This is a genomic window from Haloechinothrix aidingensis, from assembly GCF_013450155.1.
GTDB classification, from domain to species: domain Bacteria; phylum Actinomycetota; class Actinomycetes; order Mycobacteriales; family Pseudonocardiaceae; genus Haloechinothrix; species Haloechinothrix aidingensis.
Genome location: NZ_JACCKD010000001.1, coordinates 673765 through 696972, shown reverse-complemented (window position 1 = coordinate 696972; position 23208 = coordinate 673765). Strand labels below are relative to the sequence as shown.

Genomic DNA, 23208 nt, shown 5'->3' with positions numbered 1-23208 from the left:
GTCAATCAGCCCGCCACGTCGGTCTCCACGCACTCCCCGGTTCGTGGCGGGAAAGACGCAGCTCGTCTCCCCTGCCGAGCTGCGCCCGCCAGATCCCGATGACACCCCCTCGTCACCGGGTCATCACGGCGGGATACTCGCGCGGGGTGGCTCGAGTTTTCGCGACTCCCCCTCCCTCGAGCCGCCTCGCGCCTACTATTCGTGTCCGCATCCCGCCGCCTCCGTGACGGGCCCGGTGACAGCACCACTGCGTTCACACCGCAGCGCCGCTCGCCCACTACTGCACCACGACCGCTGCGGCCCCGCCACTCGGCGCGTCACCCGTCGGTGTCGATGAGGTGCTTGAACGGCTCCAGGTTGGCCAGGGACTCGCCGCGGGAAACGCGCCACTCCCACTCACGCCTGATCGAACTCGCGAACCCGAGCTCGAGCAAGGTGTTGAAGTCGCCGTCAGCGGCCTGCAGCACCTGGCCGAGCAGCTTGTCCAGCTCCGTCTCCGTCACCGAGCCCAGGCCGGTCCGGCCGACCAGGTAGATGTCGCCGACCGGATCGATCGCGTAGTGCACCCCGTAGAGCTTCGTGTTGCGGCGCAGCAGGTAGGAGTACACCTCGGCATGGGCCTCGTCCGGGCGGCGGCACACGAACGCCTCGACCGTGAACGCGTTGTCGCCGACGATGAGCCAGCAGTTCGTCTGGAGCTTCTTGGTGCCGGGCAGGGTAACGAAGTAACGCCCCTCACCGTGCGCGGCATAGGACAGCCCCATCCCGTCCAGTGTGGCGACGACCACGTCCTCCACGGCCGGGCTCATACGGCAACCTCCGCTCTCCTCGCTTGCCGCTGACGTGCCTCGCCGACGGCGGAGGCATACACCGACAATAGTGCGTCCGTGGTGCGCTGCCAGGAGAACTGGCGCGCGTAGTCGGCGGCATTGTCGGCCATCTCGGCGCGGCGGGCCGGGTCGAGCGCCACCGACCCGAGCGCGTCCGCCCAGTCGCCGGTGCGGTGTGTCGGTACGAGCAGCCCCGACACCCCGTGCCGGACGGCCACCGGCAGGCCCCCGACCCGGGCGGCGACGACGGGGGTTCCGCAGGCCTGCGCCTCCAGCGCGACCAGGCCGAACGACTCGTTGTGGCTCGGCACGGCGACCACATCGGCCGCGCGGAACACCCGAACCAGGTCAGGCCGTGGTTGTGGTGGCAGGAACCGCATCAGGTCGTCGATACCGAGCGAGCGTGCCACGTCGCGCAGCGACTCCGGTTGTTCGAGCCCGGAGCCCGACGGCCCGCCCGCGACGAGTACCACGAGGCGCTCCCGTAACCGGGGATCGCGGCGGACCAGCTCGGCGGCAGCGTGCAGGAGCACATCCGGCGCCTTCAACGGCTGGATGCGGCCTGCGAAGGCCAGCACGATCGCGTCGGCAGGCAACCCCAGCTCGGCACGGGCGGTCCCGGCAGGGCCAGGGGTGAAGCTGCCCAGATCCACGCCGGGCGCGACCGTGCTCAGCATTCCGGGATCGGCGCCGTAGAGATCCACGAGATGCTCCGCCTCCACCTCGGTGTTGGCCACGAGCCGGTCGGCCTCGTCGACGATCTGCTGCTCGCCGAAGACCCTCGTGCGCGGTTCCGGCGTGTCCCCGTCTGCCAGCGCGGCGTTCTTGACCTTGGCCAGCGTATGCGCCGTGTGGATCAGCGGTACGCCCCACCGTTCCGCTGTGAGCCACCCGACCTGGCCGGACAGCCAGTAGTGCGAGTGCACCAGGTCGTAGTAGCCGGGCGGGTGAAACGCCTCGGTGCGCAGCACGCCGGCGCTGAACGCGCACAGCTGCGACGGCAGCTCGCTGCGGTCGAGAGCCTCGTAGGGGCCCGCAGGCACGTGCCGGACGAGCACCCCCGGCGACAGCTCGGCCACCGGCGGCTGGTCGGACGACGTCGCCCTGGTGAAGATCTCCACGTTCACACCCTTGCGGGCCATCGCCTCGGCCGTCTGCGTGATGTAGACGTTCATGCCCCCGGCATCACCGGTCCCCGGCTGCTCCAGGGGGGAGGTGTGCATCGACATCACCGCGACACGGCGGGGCAACCGCGCGGCCCGCCCCGCGTATGTGTGCGGTATCACATTTTCCGTTGGTCCAGCGATTCGTGCGGGCGACGCCACTTCCGCCTGCTCGTCGTCCGGCAGATCACTGCCCAATGCCCTCATTAACCTGCGACTCCTCGCATCCGCGTTATGTCCGACGCCGGGTCGTGACCGGAGCACGCCCGCGGCGGTCCGCGACGAACTCCCCAACCGACCAACACCGCAACACCCCGGCGTCTTCCCGATCGCCGTGCGGTACCCACTGGGGTGACAGTCGTCATAATCTCGCCGCACGCGCGCCGGGTGCGGCGGCTGTGCCGGGCAGCGGGCTCAGAGCGAGCAGTTGATCAGCAATGGTTCGGGATGCAGCAGCACACCGAACCGCGCCGCCACCCCGTCACGCACCTCCCTGGCGAGCGCGAGCAGGTCCGCCGTCGATGCCGTCCCCCGGTTGGTCAGCGCGAGCGTGTGCTTGCCGGACAGGCTCACCCGCCCACCGGGCCCTCGGTAACCCTTGCCGAACCCGGCCCGCTCGATCAGCCAGGCCGCGGACAGCTTCACCCCCGTGTCCACGGTGAACTGCGGGACCGGCACGTCCGCGCCCACAACCTCGGCGACCCGTTCCAGCACCGCCGGAAGCTCCGCCTCGGCGACGATCGGGTTGGTGAAGAACGATCCCGCGCTCCAGGTGTCCCTGTCTTCCGCGTCGAGCACCATTCCCTTGGAACGGCGCAGCTCCAGTACGGCAGCCCGCACGTCGGCGACCGGCACCCGGGCGCCGGGCTGCGCTCCGAGCGCGCGGGCCAGCTCCCCGTACCGGACGGGCTGGCTGAGCCCGTCGGTGTGCAGGCCGAAGCACACGCTCAGCACGACCGACGTGTCGGTGCCCTTGAGCTTGCTGGTGCGGTACGCGAGCCCCAGGTCGTCGGGCAGCAGGGTCACCGTCTCGCCGCGCCGCCGGTCGTAGAGCCGGACCCACCGCAGGAACTGCGCGACCTCCCAGCCGTAGGCCCCCACGTTCTGGATCGGGGTGGCCCCGACCTTGCCGGGGATGCCGGAGAGGCACTCCAACCCCCCGTACCCCGCCTCGACCGTGCGAGCGACGAACTCGTCCCAGTCCTGCCCCGCAGCTGCCTCGACATGCACCTCGGAGCGTTCCGGGTACGAGCCGACGACCGCGTCGCCGCGCGTGGCGACGTGCACGACCGTGCCGGGAAAGCCCGCATCGGAGACCACGAGATTGGAGCCACCGCCCAGCACCAGAACCGGCGCCCCTGTCTCGTCCCGCTCCCGTACAGCCGAGATCAGCTTTTCCTCGTCGTCCGCGGTGACCATGCCGGCAGCGGGACCACCGAGCCGCAACGTGGTGTACTCGCCGAGCCGGATCGCGACGCCGTCCATGACCGCCACGGTAGTGTGCCCGGTATGGGCGCGCGCATCGAGCACTCCGCGAGCTTCGGGTGGCCGGTCGAGCTGGTCCTCGACAGACTCACCTCGGAGGACGCCCTGCGTGAGCAGCTCACGGAGATCGGCGGGAAGGACGCCGAGTTGCTCGCCCACTCCGCGAGCGGCTCCGGTGTGTCCTATCACATGCGCCAGGGAGTCCCTGCCGAGAAGGTCCCGCGCGCGGTACGGGACGTGCTGGCTGGCGATCTCGTCGTGCACCGGGAACAGGAATGGGGCACGCGCACCGCGGGCGGGATCGTGCGGGGTTCGGCTCGCGCCACCGTTTCCGGCGTGCCGGGCGAGGTCACGGCCGTGACCGAGCTCACAGCACGTGACGAGGGCAGCCTGCTGCGCGTCACGGGGGAAGCCACCGTGCGCATACCCCTGGTCGGCGGGAAGTTCGAGCGCATGATCGCCGAGCACGTGTGCACGCTGCTGGATGCCGAGGCGCGGTACACGGCCGAACGGTTGTCCGCGCACCGCCCGTAGCCGGTCAGGAGACTGGCTTGCCGAGACCCTCGATGACCTCCGCGTTCGGAAGCCCGGCCAGGAACTCGCCGGTGACAAGGAGCTTGCTGTCGCGCAGGCCACTGCCGACGACGAGCTCGGCGGCTCCGGCGACGGCGCTGTCCAGCAGCACGGGCCACCCGTCCGGGAGCCCGATCGGGGTGATCCCGCCGTAGGCCATCCCGGTCAGCTCGACCGCCTCCTCGCTGCCGAGGAACGAAGCCTTGCGCACGTCCAGCCTGCGCCGGATGACCGTGTTGACGTCGGCACGTGTCGTGGCGAGCACGAGCGCGGCCGCGTACCGGATCTCTCCGGAACGCTTGCCTGCCACCACGACACAGTTCGCCGAGGCTTCAAGGGGTGAGGAGTACGCCGCGCAGAACTCCGCGGTGTCGGCGAGGTCGGGGTCGATCCCGACGACGCCGATGTCCGTACCGCCGCGCAGCCGCCGCAGCGCGGCGGCGACCGGCTCCGCGATGAGGTCGGGACGCTCGTCGACGTGCTCGACGGTCAGGCTCCCGGCGATGGTCCAGCTCGTCATCAACGCTCGGCCTCAGCCCTTACCCTGCACCTCGGCCAGGCTCGGACGCACGTCCACGATGTAGACAAGCACGGCGACCAGGGAGGCGAGCCAGAAGAGTGTGCCCGGTCCGTAGAACGAGAATACGGGCAGCACCAGCACGAACCCGGCCGCTCCGGTGATGCCGAGCCAGGCAGGCTTGGTCATCCGGTTCGCGGCGGTGTACGCGTCGGCTCGCTGCATCAGGGCATGCACGAACGCGAAGATACCCAGCGGTATCCCCGCCAGGTTGATCGCGTAAATGATCAGCGTGTCGATCCCAGGCACACGTATAGCGTACGGCGGGCCCGCGGTGTTTTCACACCCGGCCACCGTGCAGGCCGCGTGTCACCGGCCTGAGCTGCGGGCAGGCCGCCGGCTTCCGCGGCCTGCCCGCAGCCCGGGGATAGCTAACCGGGAGAGCTAACCGGGGCTCAGCTCTCGTCCTTGGTTGTGGACTTCTTCGTCGAGTTCGCGGAGGAACCGGTCGAGCTCGACGAGGAGGTCGACTTGGACTTGCTCGCGGAGGACTTGGCGGCCCCGCCGCTGCCGCTGCCACCACTGCGGGTGCCGTTCGCGGTACGCGGGGCGGTCTTGTTCGCCGCCTTGCGCGAGGCGCTGCGGGTCTCGGAAGCGAGCTCCTCGCCTGCCGACTCCACCTTCTTCGCGCCGGTCTCGCTGGCACTCTCCACGGCGTTGGCGGCCTTCTCGCCAACCGAGCGGGTGCGCTTGGTGACCTTGCCGAACGCGTCCTCGACCCGCTCGCGGGCCTCGCCGGTCACGTCCTCCACACGCTCCTGGGCGAGCCGGGTCGTCTCCTCCAGCTGCTCGAAAGCGCGCTTGACCTGGGGCTGCGCCATGATCTGGTCCAGTGTCTCCTCACCGGACTCGGCGAGCTTGTCGTACAGCTTGCGAGCGGCCTCGGTGTAGTCGTCGATCAGCTTGCGCAGCTCGGCCGGGTCGAGCTTCTCGCGCAGCTCCTCGACCTCGGTAGGCAGTTCCTCGAAGTTCTTGCGGGCAGTCTCGCTACGCTCGGTGACCCGCTCGCGCGCCTTCTGCACGGCGTCCACGACGGACTGGCTGGCGACGCTACCGGCGCCGAGTACCGCGAGCAGCGGTGTGCGGACATTCTCCCGCACGGTGCGGGCATTCTCCTCGTTCGAACGAGTCATTTTCGTTCACTCCTCGATATCGTATGTACTGTTGAAAAGCATGGCGCCCATATTCGTATGTCGAGCTGGTCGCCGCGGCACCGTTGCCTACGACTCGGGCCTCCAACGCCCCGGCGGTGCGATCCACCGGTTCGCGAACAGTCTCCCGAAAGGCGCGCATCCGCGGGTCCGCGCTCGGGTAGCGGGCCGCCCTCTCACCTCGCCCACATTCCTGGCTCAACCAGCACGATCGCCAGGCGTGTCCTCCGGGCGCTGCCCGGAGTACGCCGACCCGGAGGTGCGACTTCCGTCCAGTTCCGACCTTCCGGGATTCGGAGTATCCACTTGCGACTCCCAGAGACCGGATCCCGCTTCGTTTTCCGAAATCTCGGATGGAACCTGTGACGCCGAGTTCTCCCGCCGGAACGACTCGTAGACGTCGAGGAGGACCTGTTTCTGCCGTTCGGACAGCTCCTGATCCGCGCGAATCGCGTCGGATACGGCGCCGCCTTCCGGCACATCCAAGATCCCCGCCTGCACGTAAAGCGCCTCCGCCGAGATGCGCAGTCCCTTGGCGATCTGCTGCAGGATCTCCGCGCTCGGTTTCCGCACTCCCCTTTCGATCTGGCTCAGGTAGGGGTTAGAGACCCCCGCCATCTTGGAGAGCTCACGCAATGAAATTTTGGCGTTGCTGCGCTGCTGCCGGATATAGGAACCAATATCGCGACCGATATCGGCGACTTTGCCGATCGGCTTTCCGTGCGGACCATCGGCCACACCCTGACCGTCGGCATCCGTTTCGGAACCGGTCTGCATGCCCATATCTGGTCCACCTCCTCGCGGTAGTATCTACTGTATGCTGCGATGCTAGCTATAGCAAGCACTCTGCTTGCATCGATCGGGTGTGATTCGCGGCACCGGAAGGCTTACTCGCGTGCCGGGCTACTCGCCTCGACCGGGTACCTGGATCGCCACTCACCCGCACTCGCCGGGGCGGGCCGTACGTGGGATCCGCGCGTGGCCCACGGCAGGCAGCCCGCCTGCCGATTGACCGCCCGGTGACGCCACGCTCATGATGGCGACCAGCACGCGTCCGACCATCCGACCTACGCAGCTACAGCCACGGATGCCACATGAAGCTCAAGCTCGATCTGCACGACATCTACAACCGGGGCACCGACATCGACAAGGCCCTGCACGACATCATCAACGAGGCCGTGGCCAAGAAGGCACCGCTGGTCGAGATCATCCCGGGCAAGGGGACCGGGCAGCTGAAGAAGCGCGTGCTGCGGTTCCTCGACCGCAAGGACATCAAGGCGATGTACCACCGCGTGGACAAGGACTCGAAGAACCACGGCCGGATCTTCGTGCGGTTCCGGCACTGACGCGCCGTGCTGCCGGCAACGCGGGACGGGTCCCGCCCGGCTCGCCGGCGCGTGTCACCACACGAGACAGAACGGGTGCCCCGCAGGGTCGGCGTACACCCGGAACCGCTCCGGCCTGTCATCCAGCAGCCGCGCACCGAGCGCCAGTACACGCTCGTGCTCGGCAGCGATGTCGGCGACCTCGAAATCCAGGTGCAGCATCTGCGCGCGCTCGTTCGACGGCCAGGTCGGCGCCTGGTACGCCGGATCCAGCTGGAAGCAGATATCGGCTCCTCCGTCCGGATTGCTCAGCGTCACCCAGCTGTCGTCCGGCTCGCTGTCGGAATGGATCTCCCAACCGAGCACGCCCGCGTAGAACGACGCGAGCTCGTACGGGTCGGGACAGTCGAGTGCGACACACTCGAAACGCACGGCGGCACTCATGATCAACCTCGCTTGACGGTGAGACGTCGTTCTGCGCCTACAGGATGCCGCCGACCCCCGACAGTCCCGGGAGGACCGTCATCCCAGCAGCGGGAAGCGGTGCGCCCGCCAGCCGAGGGCATGGCGCTGCTCGGTGGTCAGCGACTGGCGACCGGTACCGATACGCGCGTAGGTCTCGTCCCCGGCAGGGAACGGGAGCGGCTCGCCGAGCAGACCGTCGAGCGTTCCGCGCACCACCCGTAACGTGTCCTCGGAGGGACCCGGCCGGTCGAGCACGACGACGAGATCGAGATGGTGGATCGCTGCTTCCACGATCAATGTCGTGATCAGGTCCTCGACGAGCAGTACGCACCCTTGGGTGCGTACCGTCCGGCGGGCTCCGCTGGACCGCGCGGCGTTCACGGCGGCCGTCGCGGTCTCGTCGAACGCGGCGTGCAGCGGCTCGAACGTGGGATACACGCTCGCGCTGATCCTGGTCATCCGCAGGTTGTGCTGCATGGGGTCGGTACTCGGCCGATGCGCCCGCCAGTAGGAGATCGCGTCGGTGTCGGGTTCACCCTCGGCCGGGGTGTTCAGCGCGACGAGCGCGCGCTCGGCGTCGCGCATCAGGTGGAACAGCACGTCGCGCACGCACCACCCGGTGCAGCCGGTCGGCAGCCATGCCTGTCCCTCGGAGATGCCTCGTGACGCGTCGACCACACCGGCGTAGGCGGACCGCAGCACCCGGTGACCGGCACGCTCTTCGGTGGTCATGCCCCAAGATTCGGCCACGCACGCACGGTACGCAACCGGTGCGCGGACAGTGGGAGCCGAAGGTGACATCGGGTTCTTAGAAGGATCCCGATGTCACCTTCGGCTCCCACCTCGCGGCTCAGAACAGCAGCTGGGAGACCGCGTGGATGACGATGCCGACCAGCGCGCCGACGAGGGTGCCGTTGATCCGGATGAACTGCAGGTCCCGACCCACCTGGAGCTCGATCCTGCGCGAGGTGTCCGCGGCGTCCCAGCGCTCCACGGTATCGGTGATCAACGAGGTGATCTGCGTGGAGTAGTTCGTGACGAGGTAGCTCGCCGCGCCCTCGACCCAGCCGTCCACCTTGTCACGCAACGCCTCGTCGGACGACATCCGGACGCCGAGTCCGCGGATGCCGTCGCGCACCCTGCTCCGCAGCTCGCTCGACGGGTCCTCCGCCGCGCTGAGCAGCATCTCCTTGGCCGTCGACCATGCCGAGCCGATCAACTTGCCGACCTCGGGATGCTCGACGACACGCTGCTTGATCTCCTCGGCGCGCGCCATCGTCTCCGGGTCGTCACGCAGATCGCGGGCGAACTCGGCGAGGAAGGTGTCCACGGCCATCCGCATCGGGTGGTTGACGTCGACCTTGACCGCCCACGCGAAGGACAGCACCTCCCCGTACACCTTGTCGGCCACCAGGCCGTCGACGAACCGCGGGGACCAGCTCGGTGCCCGGTCGGACACGACCCGCAGCACGGTGGCGTGGTTGTCCCGCACCCACTCGTACGCCCGGTCGCACACGAGGTCGACCAGCTGGTGGTGCGCGCCGTCCACGCAGACCTGCTCGAGCACGCGGCCGAGCGCGGGTGCCCATGGCGTGTCCACGGCGCGCGCGGTCACGGCACGCTCGAGCATGGCCTGCACGTCGGCATCGCGCAGCACGGTGACCGCGCCGCGGGTGACCGACGCCAGTTCCGCGGTCACCCGCTGGGCGTTGACCTCCTGTGCCAGCCACTCGCCGATGGTGCGCGCGACGTCCATCCTGCGCAGCTTGTCGTGCACGACCTCCTCGGCGAGGAAGTTCGTGTCGATGAACTCACCGAGGCTCGCACCGAACTGGTCCTTGCGCTTCGGGATGATCGCCGTGTGCGGGATCCTGAGCCCGAGTGGATGGCGGAACAGCACCGTGATCGCGAACCAGTCGGCGATCCCGCCGATCATGCCGGCCTCGGCTGCTGCCCGGAGGTAGCTGACCCAGCCGGGCCAACCCCGCGACTCCGCCCAGCTGGCCAGCAAGAACACGGCGGCCGCACCGGCGAGGAACGCCAGCGATACCGCCTTCATCCTGTTCAGGTCGCGCCGCTTGGCCTCGTCACCGATCGAGGAACCCCGGGGCGGGACGGGCGCTGTCGCAGGCGCCCCGGCGCCGGGGCGGACTCGTTCACCGGCGGTTAGTCGTTTCACAGCGACCATTGTGGGCCACGTGCCGCGCCGCACCCGCGACCACGGCGTGCGGCGCAGGCACACCAGGCGGTCAGTGCCCTGCGGCACCGCGGCCGGCCGGGCCGGATTGCGCTCGACCCCGCGGGTCGGCGAGGATCACGCATTGTGCGTGAACCTGCCCTCGTCCCCGCCCTGCGCCCGTTCGCCTCCACGATCTTCGCCGAGATGACCGCGCTCGCCACCCGCACCTCCGCGGTGAACCTCGGGCAGGGCTTCCCGGACACCGACGGTCCGGCAGGCATGCTGGACGCGGTCCACGACGCGATCGACAACGGCGCGAACCAGTACCCGCCCGGCCCCGGCAGGCCAGAGCTGCGGGCGGCCGTCTCCGAGCACCGCAAACGCTTCGGGGTGGAGTACGACCCGGATACCGAGGTGCTGGTCACCACGGGCGCCACCGAGGCCATCGCGGCCTCGGTGCTCGCGCTGACCGACCAGGGCGACGACGTGCTGGTGCTCGAGCCCTACTACGACTCCTACGTGGCTGCCGTGGCGATGGCAGGCGCGCGCAGGCGTGTCGTGGCGCTGCACCTCGACGAGAGCTCCGGGCGCTTCGAGCTGGACGTGGCCGCGCTCGAGGCCGCGATCACCGACTCCACGCGCGCGATCATCGTCAACTCGCCGCACAACCCCACCGGCACCGTGTTCACCCGCGCCGAGCTCGCCGCGCTTGCCGAGCTGTGCGTGCGGCACGACCTCATCGCCATCAGCGACGAGGTGTACGAGCATCTCGTCTTCGACGACGCCGAACACGTCCCGGTGGCGACGCTACCCGGCATGGCCGAGCGCACCGTCACCATCTCCAGCGCGGGCAAGATCTTCAACTGCACCGGATGGAAGATCGGATGGGCCTGCGGGAACCGGGACCTCATCGCCGCGGTGCGCGCAGCCAAGCAGTTCCTGACGTTCGTCTCGGGAGGTCCGTTCCAGCCGGCCGTCGCGCACGCGCTGCGCACCGAGCTGGACTGGGTCGGACAGTCGCGCGCCGCGCTCGGCGACAAGCGGGACCGGCTCTCGGCCGGGCTCGCCGAGGCCGGATTCTCCGTGCTGCCGTCCTCCGGCACCTACTTCGTGTGCGCCGACGTGCGCCCGCTCGGCTACTCCGACGCCACCGACCTGGCCTGGGCGTTACCGGAACGGGTCGGCGTCGCCGCGGTTCCGGTCAGCGTGTTCACCGAGAACGGCGCGGGGAACACGCACCTGCTGCGGTTCGCCTTCTGCAAGCGGGACGAGGTGCTGGACACCGCCATCGAACGGCTGCACCGGCTGACCGGAACGTGACCGCCTCACCCTTCTCGCCCGTGCGCGTCGCCGACGCCCTCCGCGGCAAGGATCCTGCGTAGCTTGCGCAGGCACCGCGCCCGGATCGGGCCGACGCTGCTCTCCTGCACGCCGAGTCGCCGGGCGAGCTGGGCGTAGGTCAGGTCCGGTTCGTTGGCGATCGCCGAGGCGAGCTCGCGGTCCCGCGGATCGAGCCGGTGGGCCGCACGAACCAGAGCGCGCGCCTCGTCGGCCCGGAGCACCTGGGCTTCCGGCGTGTAGCGGTCGAGCGTCCGGACAGCCAGCTCGTGGCACCGCTCGTCCGGCTCTTCCCTGCGCCGCAGGCGCACCACCCGCAGCGCCTCCCGCTGCGTCGTGGTGCGTAGCCAGCCGGCGATCCGTTCGGGCTCGCGGATGGTGTCCACGTGCTGCCAGAACAGCAGCCACACCTCCTGCAGGACATCCGTGACGTCGGCGTGGCCGAGCCGGTACCGCCACGCGATCGAGCGCATCGCGGGCGAGTAGCGCGCGACGAGTATCTCGACCGCCGTTCGATCCCCCGCGGCGGCGCGCCGCACGACAGCGGCCTCATCGCCGACGGTCCCGCGCCGCACGACAGCGGCCTCATCGCCGACGGTCCCGCGCCGCACGACGTTCGCGTCGTGGTCTTCCGTGGACTCCATACCGCCCCACCCGCGCTGTCGATCCGTACCAACACCGCCGCTGAGACGTGTGTCCCGACCTGCGCGGATCCACTCGACGGCCGCCGAAAACCCCGTTGTGCGCCAAGTGGAGTAGTTTCGCGCGCGGGGTCACACGGCCATGTACTCAGTCCGGCCGAGTAGCATCCCGGACACGCGTAGTCACGATCACCCGAGGTAAGCCGCCGGCGGCGGTTGCGCTGATCGGCCGTATGGGGTGGATCGAGCCGCCGCTGGGTGCAACACTCGAGCACGGTGTGAGAATGACGTGCCGGGAATGCGGCCGCGTTCCCGATCGGACCCGGACCCATCGGACGGACGGATAGAGGTGACAGCCGTGCTGGCCGTGCCCGGTCGAGCCGCCCTCGCGGTACGGCGTGCCCTCCTCCGTGTCCTCGTCGTCGCGGGTCTGGTGGCAGCGGGCTGGATGGTGCTGGCGCTCGCGACCGGTACACCTGCAGGGGCCTCCGAGCCGGATACCGGCGCCGACTCGCACACCTCGACTACCGACACCTCCGCGGACACAGACGACTCCTCCGGTAGTGGCCTGCTCGGCGCCGTCGACTCGGTGGCAGGCGACGCGATCGAGACGACACAAGCGGCGACCGGATCGGCGACGGATGTCGTCGACGACACCGTCTCGACGGCCACCGACGCCGCGAACGATGTCACCGAGGCAGCCGATCTGGTCGTCCCCGACGAGCCGGACCCGGTCGAGCCTCCGGCACCCGGTGGCGATGCGGGCGAAAGCCCGCAGCCCGCCCCGGAGCCGCAGCCGGAAGGCTCGCCCGGCACCGATGCTCAGCGTGCCGCGCACGACCGGCCGGAGTCCGCGGAAACGGCCGAGGAGCCGCCGGAGACCGAAGGTCGCCCCCGGGAGGCCGTCATCGGCGACGCGCTCGGGGAGCTCGGCGACGTTCCCGGGCGCACTCTCGGCCCGTCCGGCCCCCCACACGGCGACGAGACCGCGAACATGCTGCGGACGAGCACGCAGCCACTGCCAGGCGGCACCAGCGCGGGGGCGGCCTGCGACGCCGGGGGCAGCGCCAAGCCCCATCAGGCCCACCTCGACCCCGCGCCTGCGATGACCGGGTACGCACCCCTCGGGCAGGCCGAGCGCGACGCCGCGCAGGACACGGCCACGGAAGCCGCCCTGCCGTGCACATCGCCTGACTGACGCCGCTACCCCGGGCCCACCTGTGCCCTACTGACGGTTCCGACCGGGGTCTCCCACCGCAGACGAGCCCGGACCCACCCGGGAGCGCTGCCGCGTCTCACTCCGACTTCCCCGAAACACCCGAACCCGTCCATGGGCCACCCGAATCGACCGACCGCGCCCGGCCGATTCGGGCCAGGTGCTCCGGCGCCGCGATGCCCCCGCGGCGCCGGAGCCCGATCCGGTGCGCGAGGAGCGGTCGTGTTTCACCGCGCCAATACACGACCCTCCGGCCGCGCACCTGTTGGGCGGGGGGCTTTCTCGGCACGCTGAGGGGCAGTGCCAGGAAGCCCCCCGCCCCCAATACCTATCGCGATCGCCGGCGCGGCCGCCTACGAGGGGCGGCCCCGGCGGTCGGACCGGAGCTCGAGGTATGCCACCGGCCCGCCCCGCCCGTGGTGTGCCACCTCCCCATCGCCCTGCGGCACTGTGCGGTGTCCCGCACCGCCATTGCGGATTGGCTTCCTCCGAACAACAATGTACTGTCAACCGAACAGGTGATATCGGCATGCCGAAATTTATTGTCTGAACAGGGAGTTCACCGATCGTGGATGCGGGCAGCTACGCGGAATACCGGCGGGGGCGGCAACGCGAGAGGCGGCGCGAGGCCGTCATAATCGGGGCGCTGGCGCTCGTGGTGGTGCTGATCGCCGCCGGGATCGTCGGGTATGCGCTGCGATCCGACGCCTCCGCCGGGGAGGGTGACGACCGGCTCCGGGTCATCGCCACGACCAACTTCCTTGCCGACACGGTGGACCGTGTCGGCGGCGACGACGTGGCAACCGCACGCCTCATGGGGCCGGGTGTCGATCCGCACCTGTACCAGGCTCGCGCGAGCGACCTCGACGAGATGCGCGCGGCGGACGCGGTGTTCGCCGTCGGGCTGTTCCTGGAAGGGTCGCTACGCCCCACGCTCACCGAGCTCGCCCGCACGAAACCGGTCGTGCTCGTGGGGGAGCAGCTCGACGAGGACCGGCTGCTCGAGCCCGAGGTGGGTGCGCCGGAGGGGACCGAGCACGACCCGCACGTCTGGCTGGATCCCCGGCTGTGGGCGGACGTCGTCGGCGTGATCGCCGACGAGCTCGCCGAGCTCGACCCCGACAACGCCGATGCGTACCGGGTCAGGGCACAGGACTACCGCGCGGACATACTGGCCCTGTACGAGGAGATAGAGCGCGAGCTCGAGGCCATCCCCGAGCGGCATCGCACCCTCGTCACCTCGCACGACGCCTTCCAGTACTTCGGAAGGGCGTTCGACATGGACGTGGCAGCCATCCAGGGCATCTCCACCGAGGAGGAAGCCACGACCGCCAACATCTCCGAGGTGACCGGGCTCGTCACGGATGCCGGGGTACCGACGGTGTTCATGGAGTCCAGCGTCCCGCGCAACACCCTGGACGCCGTAGTCGCAGCCGCCGAGCAGCGGGGCCACGAGGTCACTGTCGGCGCGGAGCTGTACGGCGACGCCGCGGGGGACGACGGCACCCCGGAGGGAACCTACATCGGGATGCTCCGCGCGAACGCGGAACGCATCGCGGCAGGCCTGGCAGGAACGGAACAGTAGACCATGGCACACCCGGAACAGCACGAGGACACCGCCGCCCTGAGCCTGCGCGACCTCCGCGCGGGGTACAACGGTCGCACCGTACTCCGCGGCGTCGATCTCGACGTGCCGCACGGAACGTTCGGCGCGGTGGTCGGCCCGAACGGCTCCGGCAAGTCCACACTGGTCAAAGCTTCACTCGGACTGCTGGCCGCCACGCGCGGTTCGGCCCGTTTCTTCGGGAGCCCGCTGGCCAGGGTACGTAGCCGGGTCGCGTACGTGCCGCAGCAGGACGCGGTGGCCGAGGACTTTCCCATCACCGCCGTGCAGGTCGTCGAGATGGGCCGGTACCCGCATCGCGGGTGGTTCCGCAGGCTCACCTCCGAGGACGACATCGCCGTCGCCGAGGCCATGGAAGCCACCGGCGTGCAGGGGCTGGCGGACACCCCGCTCGACGAGCTGTCCGGGGGACAGCGGCAGCGGGTCTTCCTCGCCCGCGCGCTCGCACAGCGCGCCGACCTGCTGATCCTCGACGAACCGTTCACCGCCGTCGACGCGCGGACCGAGAGCGATCTGCTCTCGCTGCTGGAGCGGCTGTGCGCCACGGGCGTCACGGTGCTCGCGGTGCACCACGACCTGCGCACCGTGCGGGACCGCTTCGCGTACGCGGTACTGCTGGCAGGAACCGTGGTCGCGGAGGGGCCGGTCGGCGATGCGCTGTCGGCGGACAACCTCGAACGCGCGTACGGCATCGCTCCGCTGGCTCAGCCTGCGGCGACGGTGGAGGCGTAGGAACAGGGATGCTCAACTGGCTGCTGAACTCGTTACCGCTGCCCTACCCTGACGCGGTCGTCGTGGTGGGCACGGCAGCGCTCGGTTTCGTCGCGGGCGCCCTCGGACCGCTCCTCGTGCTGCGCAGGCGCGCGATGTTCGGTGACGCGATGAGTCACGCCACGTTGCCCGGTGTGGCGATCGCGTTCCTGCTGGCCGGCGCGGCCTCTCCCGAGTACCTGTTGCTCGGCGCCGCGGCATCGGCCTCGGCGGCGGCGCTGGCGATGACCGCGATGGTCCGCTCGGCCCGCATCGCACCGGACGCCGCCATCGGGGTAGTGCTGTCCGTCTCGCTCACGCTCGGCCTCGTCCTGCTGACCCATATCGCGAGCACCGGCGACAGCCAGCAGGCAGGGCTGAACGCGTACCTGCTCGGCCAGGCCGCAGGGATGGTCGAGCAGGACATCGCGCTGACCCTCACCCTGGGGACGATCGCGCTCGGCTGCCTGCTGGTGTGGTTCCGCCTGCTGCGCTCGGCGAGCTTCGATCCCGGGTTCAGCGCGGTGATCGGGGCGCGACCGTGGATCGTGGACGCCGCGAGCACGGGGCTGCTCGCTGTGGCCATCGTGCTCGGGGTGCGCACCGTGGGGGCCATCCTGATGGTCGCGCTGCTGGTCGCCCCCTGCGTCGCGGCACGGCAGCTGACGACGACCCTGGCGCGGCTGGTTCCGCTTGCCGGGTTGATCGGCGCGGTCGCGGGTGTGGCCGGTGGTGTGGTCTCGGGCAAGGCCGAGCTGCCTGCCGGGCCGGTGATCGTGCTCATCGCGACCACCGTGGCTGTGCTTGCCGTGCTGTTCGCGCCACGCCGGGGTGTCGTCGCGAGGCGCCGCACAGGCGGGCAGGCCGCGCGGGATGTGGAGGGGGCGCGATGAGTACCGACGCGCTGATGATCATCGTGATCGCGGGCCTGCTGTCCACGGCCTGCGCCGTACTCGGGAGCTTCCTCGTGCTCCGCAGGCAAGCCCTGTTGCCGGACGCGGTCAGCCACGCCGTGCTCCCCGGGATCGTGCTGATCTTCGTGCTGACCGGGCAGCGTGGCAGCGTGCTCACGGTGCTCGGCGCGACAGCGTTCGGCCTGATCTGTGTCGCGGGGTTCGAGTGGCTGCGCCGCACCGGGTTGGTGGCGCCGGACGCCGCACTCGCGCTGGTGTTTCCCGCGCTGTTCTCCCTCGGCGTGCTGGGGATCGGTACGTACGCCTCGGGAGCGCACATCGACGTCGACTCGGCTATCTACGGCGACCTCACCTTCGCGCCGCTGCGCACCGTGGAGCTCGCCGGGCACGCCGTGCCACGGTCCTTGCTGATCACCGGCGGCGCCACGATCGCCGTCGCGATCCTGGTCGTGGTGTTGTGGCGCCCGCTGAAGGCAAGCACGTTCGACCCGGGTTTCGCCCAGTCGGCCGGGCTGCGTGGCCGGGCCGTCAGCACCGTGCTGCTGGTCGCGGTGACCGTGGTCGCGGTCGTCGCGTTCGACAGCGTGGGGGCGATCCTGGTGATCACGTTCTTCGTCGTTCCCGCAGCGGCGGCGCACCAGGTGGCGTCCCGGCTGAGCGCGATGCTACTGACGGCTATCGGCATCGGCTGGGCGAGCTCGCTGCTCGGCTACCGGCTCGCCGAGCACCTGGACTCGTCGATCCCCGGATCGATCGGCCTGGCCAGTGTCGCGCTGTTCGCGCTGGCGTGGCTGGCCGGACGAGGACGCGGACGGCTTGGCCGGTTCCGGCATCGGGAGTCGGCTCGTGGCACGGCGACCGGGACGGCGATTCCCGTGCAGCAAGCACGCCCATCAGACACACATACCACCGCAGCACCCTCTCGGGACCGGTGAGCCGCACGTCACCGGCCGGTCAGCCGACCCCCACCGGGCACCCGTCGCGCTCCGCCTGCGCACGATCCGCCGCTCGAACAGCGCCTCGTAGTCAGTGCGAGAGACCGTATCCTGGGCGAAACTACCCAGGTAGACATGGCTGACCCCGTCGCAGAAGCGCATCACCCGGTACCGGGAATCATTGACGTAGCTCTCCTCGGACAGCTCACTCGCCCAAGGTTCGGCAGCCTCCCCAAAAACCACGTCATCATCGAGATCGTACGCATCACCCAAGGCACCGGTGATTCGTGAGAAGTACATCGTACGTTCGGACCCCGGTGCATCTTGTTCGTGGTCCTCGGACCGCTGCCTTTGCTCACCCGTAGGTTTACGCCAGACCTGACACGACTCGGCGGGGTAGGAACTCCCAGGAGATCGCCACTCGGTCACACCATCCTCATCCACCGGTAACAATGCCGACAGTTCCTCTACGGGAAACGTTTCGCATACGTGCTCGACGTCTTCCAGCGTAGTGAGTTCCGGGGCGTCGGGTAAATCGACTGGCAACGGGAACGACTCGCCTTCACACCCGTGGCGCGCACGCAAGCCGTTGGCAGCCATAGTGAACAGCAACCCGATCTCCCGGTAGCCAACACTATCCACTGTCAAACGGTTCGCTCGGCCCACAAGGCTGTATGAACCGTCGCCAGCACCGGTACCCTTCTCGCAGCCGAATGCCACATACCCGGTCGCCACTTCTGACGCCCAACGGTAGTTGATAACACCATCGATTTTCTCGCCTATCGATACTGGCGCATCAGCTACCGTTCCCAGCGTGCCAGCACGGACTCGATCGTGCAGCGTCAGCTCAATCGTACCGCCCTCCGGCATATGTATGAAGCACGACCAGCGCTCCGAGTCCGAGTATGAAAATCGGATGCCTGTGTCACCTTCGTACTCAGCTATCGGTATCTTGAGCGTCTCCGTAACACTGGAGCTGTTGAAGATCTCCCCACACAGATCAGGATCCGCTTCCGAAGTCTCTGAACCGGTGCACGCAGCGACCAACAGCACGACGGCCGCCGCCACCGTAGCCACACGGCACGGCACCATGAGGCCCTCGCGCACGGAGTTCAGGACCGTCGCGTCGAACACGAGTCGTCATCCGTCATCTGACCCGGGGCAACGTGAGACAGGCGCACGATCATGCATCCACCTATTGAACAACCCTTCCATGTCGCGCGCATCGATTACCTCATCGTCGTAGCGAGCAACATAAACATGGAAGTCCTCCGGACTCCACTGGCACTTGAACCGGAACTCGCCCTGAGCCTCGTAGCCATCGCCGTCCAGGTGTCGACCCCACGGTTCACCATCGTGCCGATCACGAGAGGCATCCAGGTCATACCCCTCAGCCGTTACCCCGCCTGCCCGGGAAAAGGCGATCACCGGGCCATCCTCGGCGCCGCGATCCTCGGACCGAGTCTCGTCGCTGACCGGATCAGGCCACACCTGGCACGAGATCGGGTCATGGTCACCTGGCGATTGCCACACGTTCCACGTGGTGCTTCCGTCCTCCCTGCCGGGGAGGAGATCAATAAGCTCATCAGCATCGAAAACCCCACACACGTCCGACTGAGTACGCAACCGGACGCCGTCCGGAGGCACATCAGATGGCACGACCAGTTGGTCGTCAGGTAACGGAGCGGGTCCGCCGCACCCCAAGGAACGTCGAACGCCATTGCCCGCGATCGTGAGAACCGTCGCAAGATCCCGGTAACCTGGCTTGTCATCCACGACGTCGCTCTCGGCAGGATCTCCCACAAGACCAAGGAGGCGAGGATGCTCCTTGCTCTCCGGGCACGAAATATAGAAGAACCCACCAACCAAAGGTTCGGTGCCGGTCCGGTCGCGCACCATCATTCCTGGCCGAACGCGACCCAAAGACACCGCCGACGCCGTATCGATCTGAGGTGTAATAGCGTCCTTCATCCCCGCGTCATACTCGAGGCGCAGGGACAATCGGCTTCCCGAAGGGAAAGTAGCAACACATTCCCAGGATAACGGATCCTCTTCAACTGTGTCCGATCCGTCGAATTCTAACTCCTGATCACCTAACGCGTTTCGCGCTTCGGCCGGGTCAATAACACCACACAACAGATCGGACTCGTCTGACTCGGATGTCGTGCACGCCGAGATAACTACGGCACACGAGACGAGCATCACGAACGCCCGCGCGACGCGCGATTGCAAGTGCAGCATCAGCTGTCACCCTGACTCTGCCCGGCGGACACGGAACCCGTCTTGTAGGAATTATTAACGTCCGCTAAGGCTTCGCCAGCAGTCTCGGAATACTTCTCGTTCTCTGACTTCCACTTATCATAAGAATCACGTTGAGCGTCCGTCATATCGGACAGTGGGATCGGTTTCCCATCCGAATCTCCACCTTGCATAAGGTTGGCCGGAACGTCCTTGCTCGTCTCGTACAGTCCGTTTTCCCAGATAATCTGTTCGGTCATCCGGGAAATCTCCTTCGAAGAGTCGTAGTTCAATCGCGCAACTTCGCCTTCCGCGTGATCGCTGTAGTCGACTTTGCTCCGCTCGACGATATCGTCCAATACGTCGCTGGTTACATCACCGACAACAGGCACCGACTCCGTAGCCACACCTATCGCATACCCGCCAACTCGCCCCACAGCGTCGACGCGTGAGTTGTAGTCGTCTTCTTCGCCGCTCCACTTGTCCTCGATCGCAGCAGCCTTGCCCTGATCAAGCTGCGCCATTACATTCCCCATACTCGCGGCGTGCTCTTTGAGTACAGCCTCGTTTCCGGCTGCTGCAGCCTCGTTCATATGTAGAGCCGTATAAGCGTTCTGGGCGTTGCTCAAGTTCCCGTAGGCTTCCGGGCTGTAGGCCACATCACCGAGAACCCGGTTCAGAGTGACGCCGACTTCGTCCTCAAAACGAGAAGTACCGGGGCCATACGCTTCATTGATGTGATCGAGTTGCCCCTCGAGCAGCTGCCCCATACTTTCCCGAGCGGTGTCATTGACCAATCCAACCGCCTCACCATCGGTACTGCCGACATGCTTGATGGTTTCGACCGCGATATCGTTACCAACTGATCCCCGCTCGGCGCCATCGGTGGCCGAGGCCAGCGTGTCCAGGACGTAGCTCTGGCTGGGGTTGTCGTAGTCTGCGCCAGGATTGTGCAGCGCGGGTAGGTCGTTCCAGTCGCCTCGATCGAGCATGTACTCGATCCGACCGTCGTGCGCAGCAGGGTCGAAGAACTCGCGGCCCGCTTCCGGGTTGCCCTCCATCGCGATCATCAGGCCGTCGAACGGATCGAACCCGGCACCGGAATCGTCAATGTGGTTGAGCTGGAAGCCTTCGTGCATCGGATCGGTCGGCACGTTCATCCGGAAGGCGTCCGGATTACCCGAGTCGTCCGAGTCGTTGGGGTCACCCCGCTCGAACTCCAGCATCTCCGTGCCCAGCGTGTTCAGGAACTCGCTCGAGTAGTCTCCCGAGCGCAACGCCGTACCGATGAGCTGATACCCGTACGGTTCGTAACTCGGCAAGCCGATATCCATCTTGGTTTCGCCTGCCGCGGTGAACTCCTGCATCCACTCCGAGCCTTCGGACACATCAACGGCATACGGCGAATCCGGGTCCGTGGCCGTCGCCAACGCTCTCCCGAACTGTGCTTGCAGCTCTCCGGTCTGCCGGGAGAGTTCTGCAGCATCCTCGCCGTGCATGGCAGCGGCCGACCCGAGACGTGCCATCACGGACAGGGCCTCCACCGAGCCCCTGCCACCCAGCTCATCGAACACCTGCCCCGCGAACTTCGGGTCGTCACCGTGCTCGGCGAGCAGCGCCAGAAGCTCTGCCCGCTCCTCGTCGGTCCCCGCAAGGGAGCCCTCGCTCAACTCCTCGACCAGCTCCGCGGCACGGTTGGCATCCGAGCGATAATCGTCACCCACCGTGTGGGCGTTCAGCTCCATGTTCAGGGCCTCACGCACCTGAGGTGCCACCCGGCGGTCCAGGTCGTTCTTCTCGTTGATCACCCGGCTGATGTCCTGGGACACCGCTAGGGCGGGATCCTGCTCGCCTTCCGCGGCGAGCTTTTCGGCCACCTCCGCCGGCACGTGTACCGAGCCGTTGGTCGTGTCCACCTCGATGCCTCGCGCCTCGGCGGACTTGACGATCTCGTGCAGCCGCGACTGCAGGGACTGCGCGTCATCGGCGTAGCCTTCCAGCAGCCCTGGCACCTCCTCCAGCTGGTCGGCCGCACGGTTCAACGCCGCCAGCACGTCCAGCATCGGATCCTGTGCCGCGTCCGCGGGCTTACCGCTCCACACCCCGGACTCCGAAGTATCCGAGAGATGCTCGACGACCTTGTTCCGGAAGTCGTCGGCCCGGTCGCGCACGGCCTCGGCCGCCCTGCCGCAGGCACGCGCGGCATCGTGGAACTCGCCGGTATCGGCGTTGTAGAACTGCTCGAAGTAGGTCACAGGTCCTCTCCGTACCTGGCGAACACCTCGGCGTGCGCGCTTTCCGTCTCGTTCCAGCTGGCCACGCAGGCGCGCAGGTCCTCGCCGAACCCGGTCACCTGCCTGGTCAGCAGATCGTAGGACTCGACGAAGTCCGACAGTCCCCGCCTCAGCTCACCTGCGAGGTCGCTCCAGCCGTTTCCCGACATCACCGCGTCGACCTCGTCCACGGCTCCCGACAGCGCCTCGGGCATCGCATCGGCGATCTTCTCCACCTGCCCGGCCACCGAACTGACGCTGTCGGTGTCGATGTGCATATCCGCCACGCGCTACTACCTCCCGGTCCCCCTCGACGCGATCGCTCACAGCGGCGATCATTCTGCCAGCCGTCGCCCTCCGGTGCGCGACGTTCCGGCAATCCGACCGGGACAGAGGATCGGGTTCGGCCAGGCAGTCCTGTCACACCGAGCGGGGCGGCGCGGTCGTGCCACGCACCACCAGGCTCGGTTCGAGGACGATCTCCCTGGACTCGGATCCGGTGCCCTCGATGCGCTCGACGACGGCTCGCACGGCGCGCTGCGCGATCCCTTCCACGTCCTGGTGCACTGTGGTGAGGTCGATATACGACAGCGTGGCCACGTGGCTGTCGTCGTAGCCGACGACCGAGACGTCGTCCGGGACCCGCACGCCGGCCCTCCTGAGCGCGTCCAGCAGGCCGAGGGCGCACCGGTCGTTACTGGCCAGCACCGCCGTCGGTAGCTCGCCCTCACTCAGCATCAGTTCCGCACCCCGGACCCCGGCTTGCTCGGTGTGGTCTCCAGGGATCACCCGCGCGAACCCGGCGAGGTCGTGCTTGCGCATCGCTGCCCGGTAGGCGCGGCGGCGCTCGGTCGACCCTGCGCCGTCCCCACCATCGATATGGACGATCTTCTTGTGGCCGAGTGTGATCAGATGGTCCAGGGCCTGCCGCACTCCCTTGGCCTCCGCCGAGTGGACCAGATCCACACCGGCCCCGGTGGCGCGCGTACTGACCGCAACGGCGGGAACCTTCTTCCCCACAGTGGACAGGTAGTGCTCGTCGACCTCCGCAAGCAGGATCACGCCTTCGCACCGGTGGTCGAGCAACGCATCGATCGCCCGGTGCTCGCTGTGCGTCGGCGCCACGGCGGACAGCAGGATCTCGTACCCCAGCTCCTCCGCCACCGGGTAGATCCGTTCCACGATCTCGGCGTGGAACGGGTGACGCAGCGTGATCGTAACGCCGAGCACCTTCGTCCTGCTGCTCGCCAGCAAACGCGCCGCACTGTCGGGGCGGTATCCGATCTCCTCGGCAACCTGGAACACCCGTTCCCGTGTCTGCTCGCTCGCCCCCGGCGCGTTGCGGAAGACCAGGGAGACAAGGGCACGCGACACTCCGGCCCTCGCCGCGACGTCGGCCATCGTCGGGCGACGCTCGGACCGCTGGCCGCCGTCATCGCCCGCTCGCTGTGCTGGCTGCTCCTGCATACCTCATCCGTTCCGGTCGGCCACCAGACTCGCACACCACCGCGGACGGCTTCGGTAATGGCCG

The 23208-nt window shown here is 68.2% G+C and carries 23 protein-coding genes and 1 pseudogene; 8 read left to right on the top strand and 16 right to left on the bottom strand.

Annotated elements, in window-relative coordinates:
• Positions 1 to 317: 317 nt before the first annotated feature.
• From H0B56_RS03430 to H0B56_RS03420, 3 genes are all read right to left on the bottom strand, one after another.
• On the bottom strand, positions 318 to 809 hold the full coding sequence (locus tag H0B56_RS03430) for a type III secretion system chaperone family protein (RefSeq protein ID WP_180891432.1): 492 nt from the start codon (positions 807 to 809) through the stop codon (positions 318 to 320).
• A complete protein-coding gene (gene mshA / locus H0B56_RS03425) occupies positions 806 to 2059 on the bottom strand; it encodes a D-inositol-3-phosphate glycosyltransferase (RefSeq protein ID WP_281373563.1) in 1254 nt (417 codons plus the stop codon). Before mshA ends, H0B56_RS03430 begins: the two co-directional genes overlap by 4 nt.
• 348 nt (positions 2060 to 2407) lie before the next feature.
• Positions 2408 to 3478, bottom strand: a complete 1071-nt coding sequence (locus H0B56_RS03420) for a UDP-N-acetylmuramate dehydrogenase (protein ID WP_180891430.1) — start codon at positions 3476 to 3478, stop codon at positions 2408 to 2410.
• 24 nt (positions 3479 to 3502) lie between these two features.
• On the opposite strand from H0B56_RS03420, the gene H0B56_RS03415 reads away from it, so the two are divergent.
• Positions 3503 to 4012 (top strand): DUF2505 domain-containing protein, encoded by a 510-nt coding sequence (locus H0B56_RS03415; protein WP_180891429.1) that lies wholly within the window; start codon positions 3503 to 3505, stop codon positions 4010 to 4012.
• Positions 4013 to 4016: 4 nt separating this feature from the next.
• Here the strand turns inward: H0B56_RS03415 and H0B56_RS03410 are convergent, their stop codons facing one another.
• The 4 genes and pseudogenes from H0B56_RS03410 to H0B56_RS23170 form a co-directional block, all read right to left on the bottom strand.
• The gene (locus H0B56_RS03410; protein ID WP_180891428.1) at positions 4017 to 4571 is read right to left on the bottom strand and encodes a YbaK/EbsC family protein; all 555 of its coding nucleotides are present in this window, start codon (positions 4569 to 4571) and stop codon (positions 4017 to 4019) included.
• A 12-nt stretch (positions 4572 to 4583) separates the two neighbouring features.
• Positions 4584 to 4877 (bottom strand): DUF2516 family protein, encoded by a 294-nt coding sequence (locus H0B56_RS03405; RefSeq protein WP_089300576.1) that lies wholly within the window; start codon positions 4875 to 4877, stop codon positions 4584 to 4586.
• 146 nt (positions 4878 to 5023) lie between these two features.
• A complete protein-coding gene (locus H0B56_RS03400) occupies positions 5024 to 5761 on the bottom strand; it encodes a hypothetical protein (RefSeq protein ID WP_180891427.1) in 738 nt (245 codons plus the stop codon).
• Between the two features lie 381 nt (positions 5762 to 6142).
• A pseudogene (locus H0B56_RS23170) lies at positions 6143 to 6556 on the bottom strand (helix-turn-helix domain-containing protein); the annotation flags it as partial.
• Between the two features lie 317 nt (positions 6557 to 6873).
• Between H0B56_RS23170 and H0B56_RS03390 the strand changes: the two are divergent.
• Entirely contained in the window at positions 6874 to 7125 is a 252-nt protein-coding gene (locus tag H0B56_RS03390) for a Smr/MutS family protein (protein ID WP_089300377.1), read from the top strand.
• 54 nt (positions 7126 to 7179) lie between these two features.
• On the opposite strand, the gene H0B56_RS03385 is transcribed toward H0B56_RS03390, so the two are convergent.
• From H0B56_RS03385 to H0B56_RS03375, 3 genes are all read right to left on the bottom strand, one after another.
• Positions 7180 to 7548, bottom strand: coding sequence for a VOC family protein (locus tag H0B56_RS03385; protein WP_180891426.1), 369 nt, complete (start codon positions 7546 to 7548; stop codon positions 7180 to 7182).
• A 78-nt stretch (positions 7549 to 7626) separates the two neighbouring features.
• A complete protein-coding gene (locus tag H0B56_RS03380; RefSeq protein ID WP_219632106.1) occupies positions 7627 to 8319 on the bottom strand; it encodes a maleylpyruvate isomerase N-terminal domain-containing protein in 693 nt (230 codons plus the stop codon).
• Positions 8320 to 8419: 100 nt separating this feature from the next.
• The gene (locus tag H0B56_RS03375) at positions 8420 to 9664 is read right to left on the bottom strand and encodes a DUF445 domain-containing protein (protein WP_343063753.1); all 1245 of its coding nucleotides are present in this window, start codon (positions 9662 to 9664) and stop codon (positions 8420 to 8422) included.
• Positions 9665 to 9892: 228 nt separating this feature from the next.
• On the opposite strand from H0B56_RS03375, the gene H0B56_RS03370 reads away from it, so the two are divergent.
• A complete protein-coding gene (locus tag H0B56_RS03370) occupies positions 9893 to 11068 on the top strand; it encodes a pyridoxal phosphate-dependent aminotransferase (protein WP_180891424.1) in 1176 nt (391 codons plus the stop codon).
• A gap of 5 nt (positions 11069 to 11073) precedes the next feature.
• Here the strand turns inward: H0B56_RS03370 and H0B56_RS03365 are convergent, their stop codons facing one another.
• On the bottom strand, positions 11074 to 11730 hold the full coding sequence (locus H0B56_RS03365) for an RNA polymerase sigma factor (protein ID WP_180891423.1): 657 nt from the start codon (positions 11728 to 11730) through the stop codon (positions 11074 to 11076).
• A gap of 355 nt (positions 11731 to 12085) precedes the next feature.
• On the opposite strand from H0B56_RS03365, the gene H0B56_RS03360 reads away from it, so the two are divergent.
• From H0B56_RS03360 to H0B56_RS03340, 5 genes are all read left to right on the top strand, one after another.
• Positions 12086 to 12925, top strand: a complete 840-nt coding sequence (locus tag H0B56_RS03360; RefSeq protein ID WP_180891422.1) for a hypothetical protein — start codon at positions 12086 to 12088, stop codon at positions 12923 to 12925.
• Between the two features lie 586 nt (positions 12926 to 13511).
• The gene (locus tag H0B56_RS03355) at positions 13512 to 14528 is read left to right on the top strand and encodes a metal ABC transporter solute-binding protein, Zn/Mn family (protein WP_343063734.1); all 1017 of its coding nucleotides are present in this window, start codon (positions 13512 to 13514) and stop codon (positions 14526 to 14528) included.
• Between the two features lie 3 nt (positions 14529 to 14531).
• Positions 14532 to 15299, top strand: coding sequence for a metal ABC transporter ATP-binding protein (locus tag H0B56_RS03350; RefSeq protein ID WP_180891421.1), 768 nt, complete (start codon positions 14532 to 14534; stop codon positions 15297 to 15299).
• Positions 15300 to 15307: 8 nt separating this feature from the next.
• Positions 15308 to 16210 carry a metal ABC transporter permease gene (locus H0B56_RS03345; RefSeq protein ID WP_180891420.1) on the top strand — a complete coding sequence of 301 codons (903 nt, stop codon included), beginning with the start codon at positions 15308 to 15310 and terminating at the stop codon, positions 16208 to 16210.
• Entirely contained in the window at positions 16207 to 17166 is a 960-nt protein-coding gene (locus H0B56_RS03340; protein ID WP_180891419.1) for a metal ABC transporter permease, read from the top strand. The genes H0B56_RS03345 and H0B56_RS03340 overlap by 4 nt, the downstream gene beginning before the upstream one ends.
• Here H0B56_RS03340 and H0B56_RS03335 read toward each other — a convergent pair.
• The 5 genes from H0B56_RS03335 to H0B56_RS03315 all read right to left on the bottom strand — a co-directional run bounded on the left by H0B56_RS03335 (position 17125) and on the right by H0B56_RS03315 (position 23144).
• Positions 17125 to 18300, bottom strand: coding sequence for a hypothetical protein (locus tag H0B56_RS03335; RefSeq protein WP_180891418.1), 1176 nt, complete (start codon positions 18298 to 18300; stop codon positions 17125 to 17127). The genes H0B56_RS03340 and H0B56_RS03335 overlap by 42 nt on opposite strands.
• A gap of 6 nt (positions 18301 to 18306) precedes the next feature.
• Positions 18307 to 19407 carry a hypothetical protein gene (locus H0B56_RS03330; RefSeq protein ID WP_180891417.1) on the bottom strand — a complete coding sequence of 367 codons (1101 nt, stop codon included), beginning with the start codon at positions 19405 to 19407 and terminating at the stop codon, positions 18307 to 18309.
• Complete coding sequence (locus H0B56_RS03325) at positions 19407 to 21659, bottom strand: DUF6571 family protein (protein ID WP_180891416.1); 2253 nt, start codon at positions 21657 to 21659, stop codon at positions 19407 to 19409. Before H0B56_RS03325 ends, H0B56_RS03330 begins: the two co-directional genes overlap by 1 nt.
• Positions 21656 to 21964 (bottom strand): type VII secretion target, encoded by a 309-nt coding sequence (locus H0B56_RS03320; RefSeq protein ID WP_180891415.1) that lies wholly within the window; start codon positions 21962 to 21964, stop codon positions 21656 to 21658. The genes H0B56_RS03325 and H0B56_RS03320 overlap by 4 nt, the downstream gene beginning before the upstream one ends.
• A gap of 133 nt (positions 21965 to 22097) precedes the next feature.
• Positions 22098 to 23144, bottom strand: a complete 1047-nt coding sequence (locus H0B56_RS03315; protein WP_246360786.1) for a LacI family DNA-binding transcriptional regulator — start codon at positions 23142 to 23144, stop codon at positions 22098 to 22100.
• Positions 23145 to 23208: the final 64 nt, after the last annotated feature.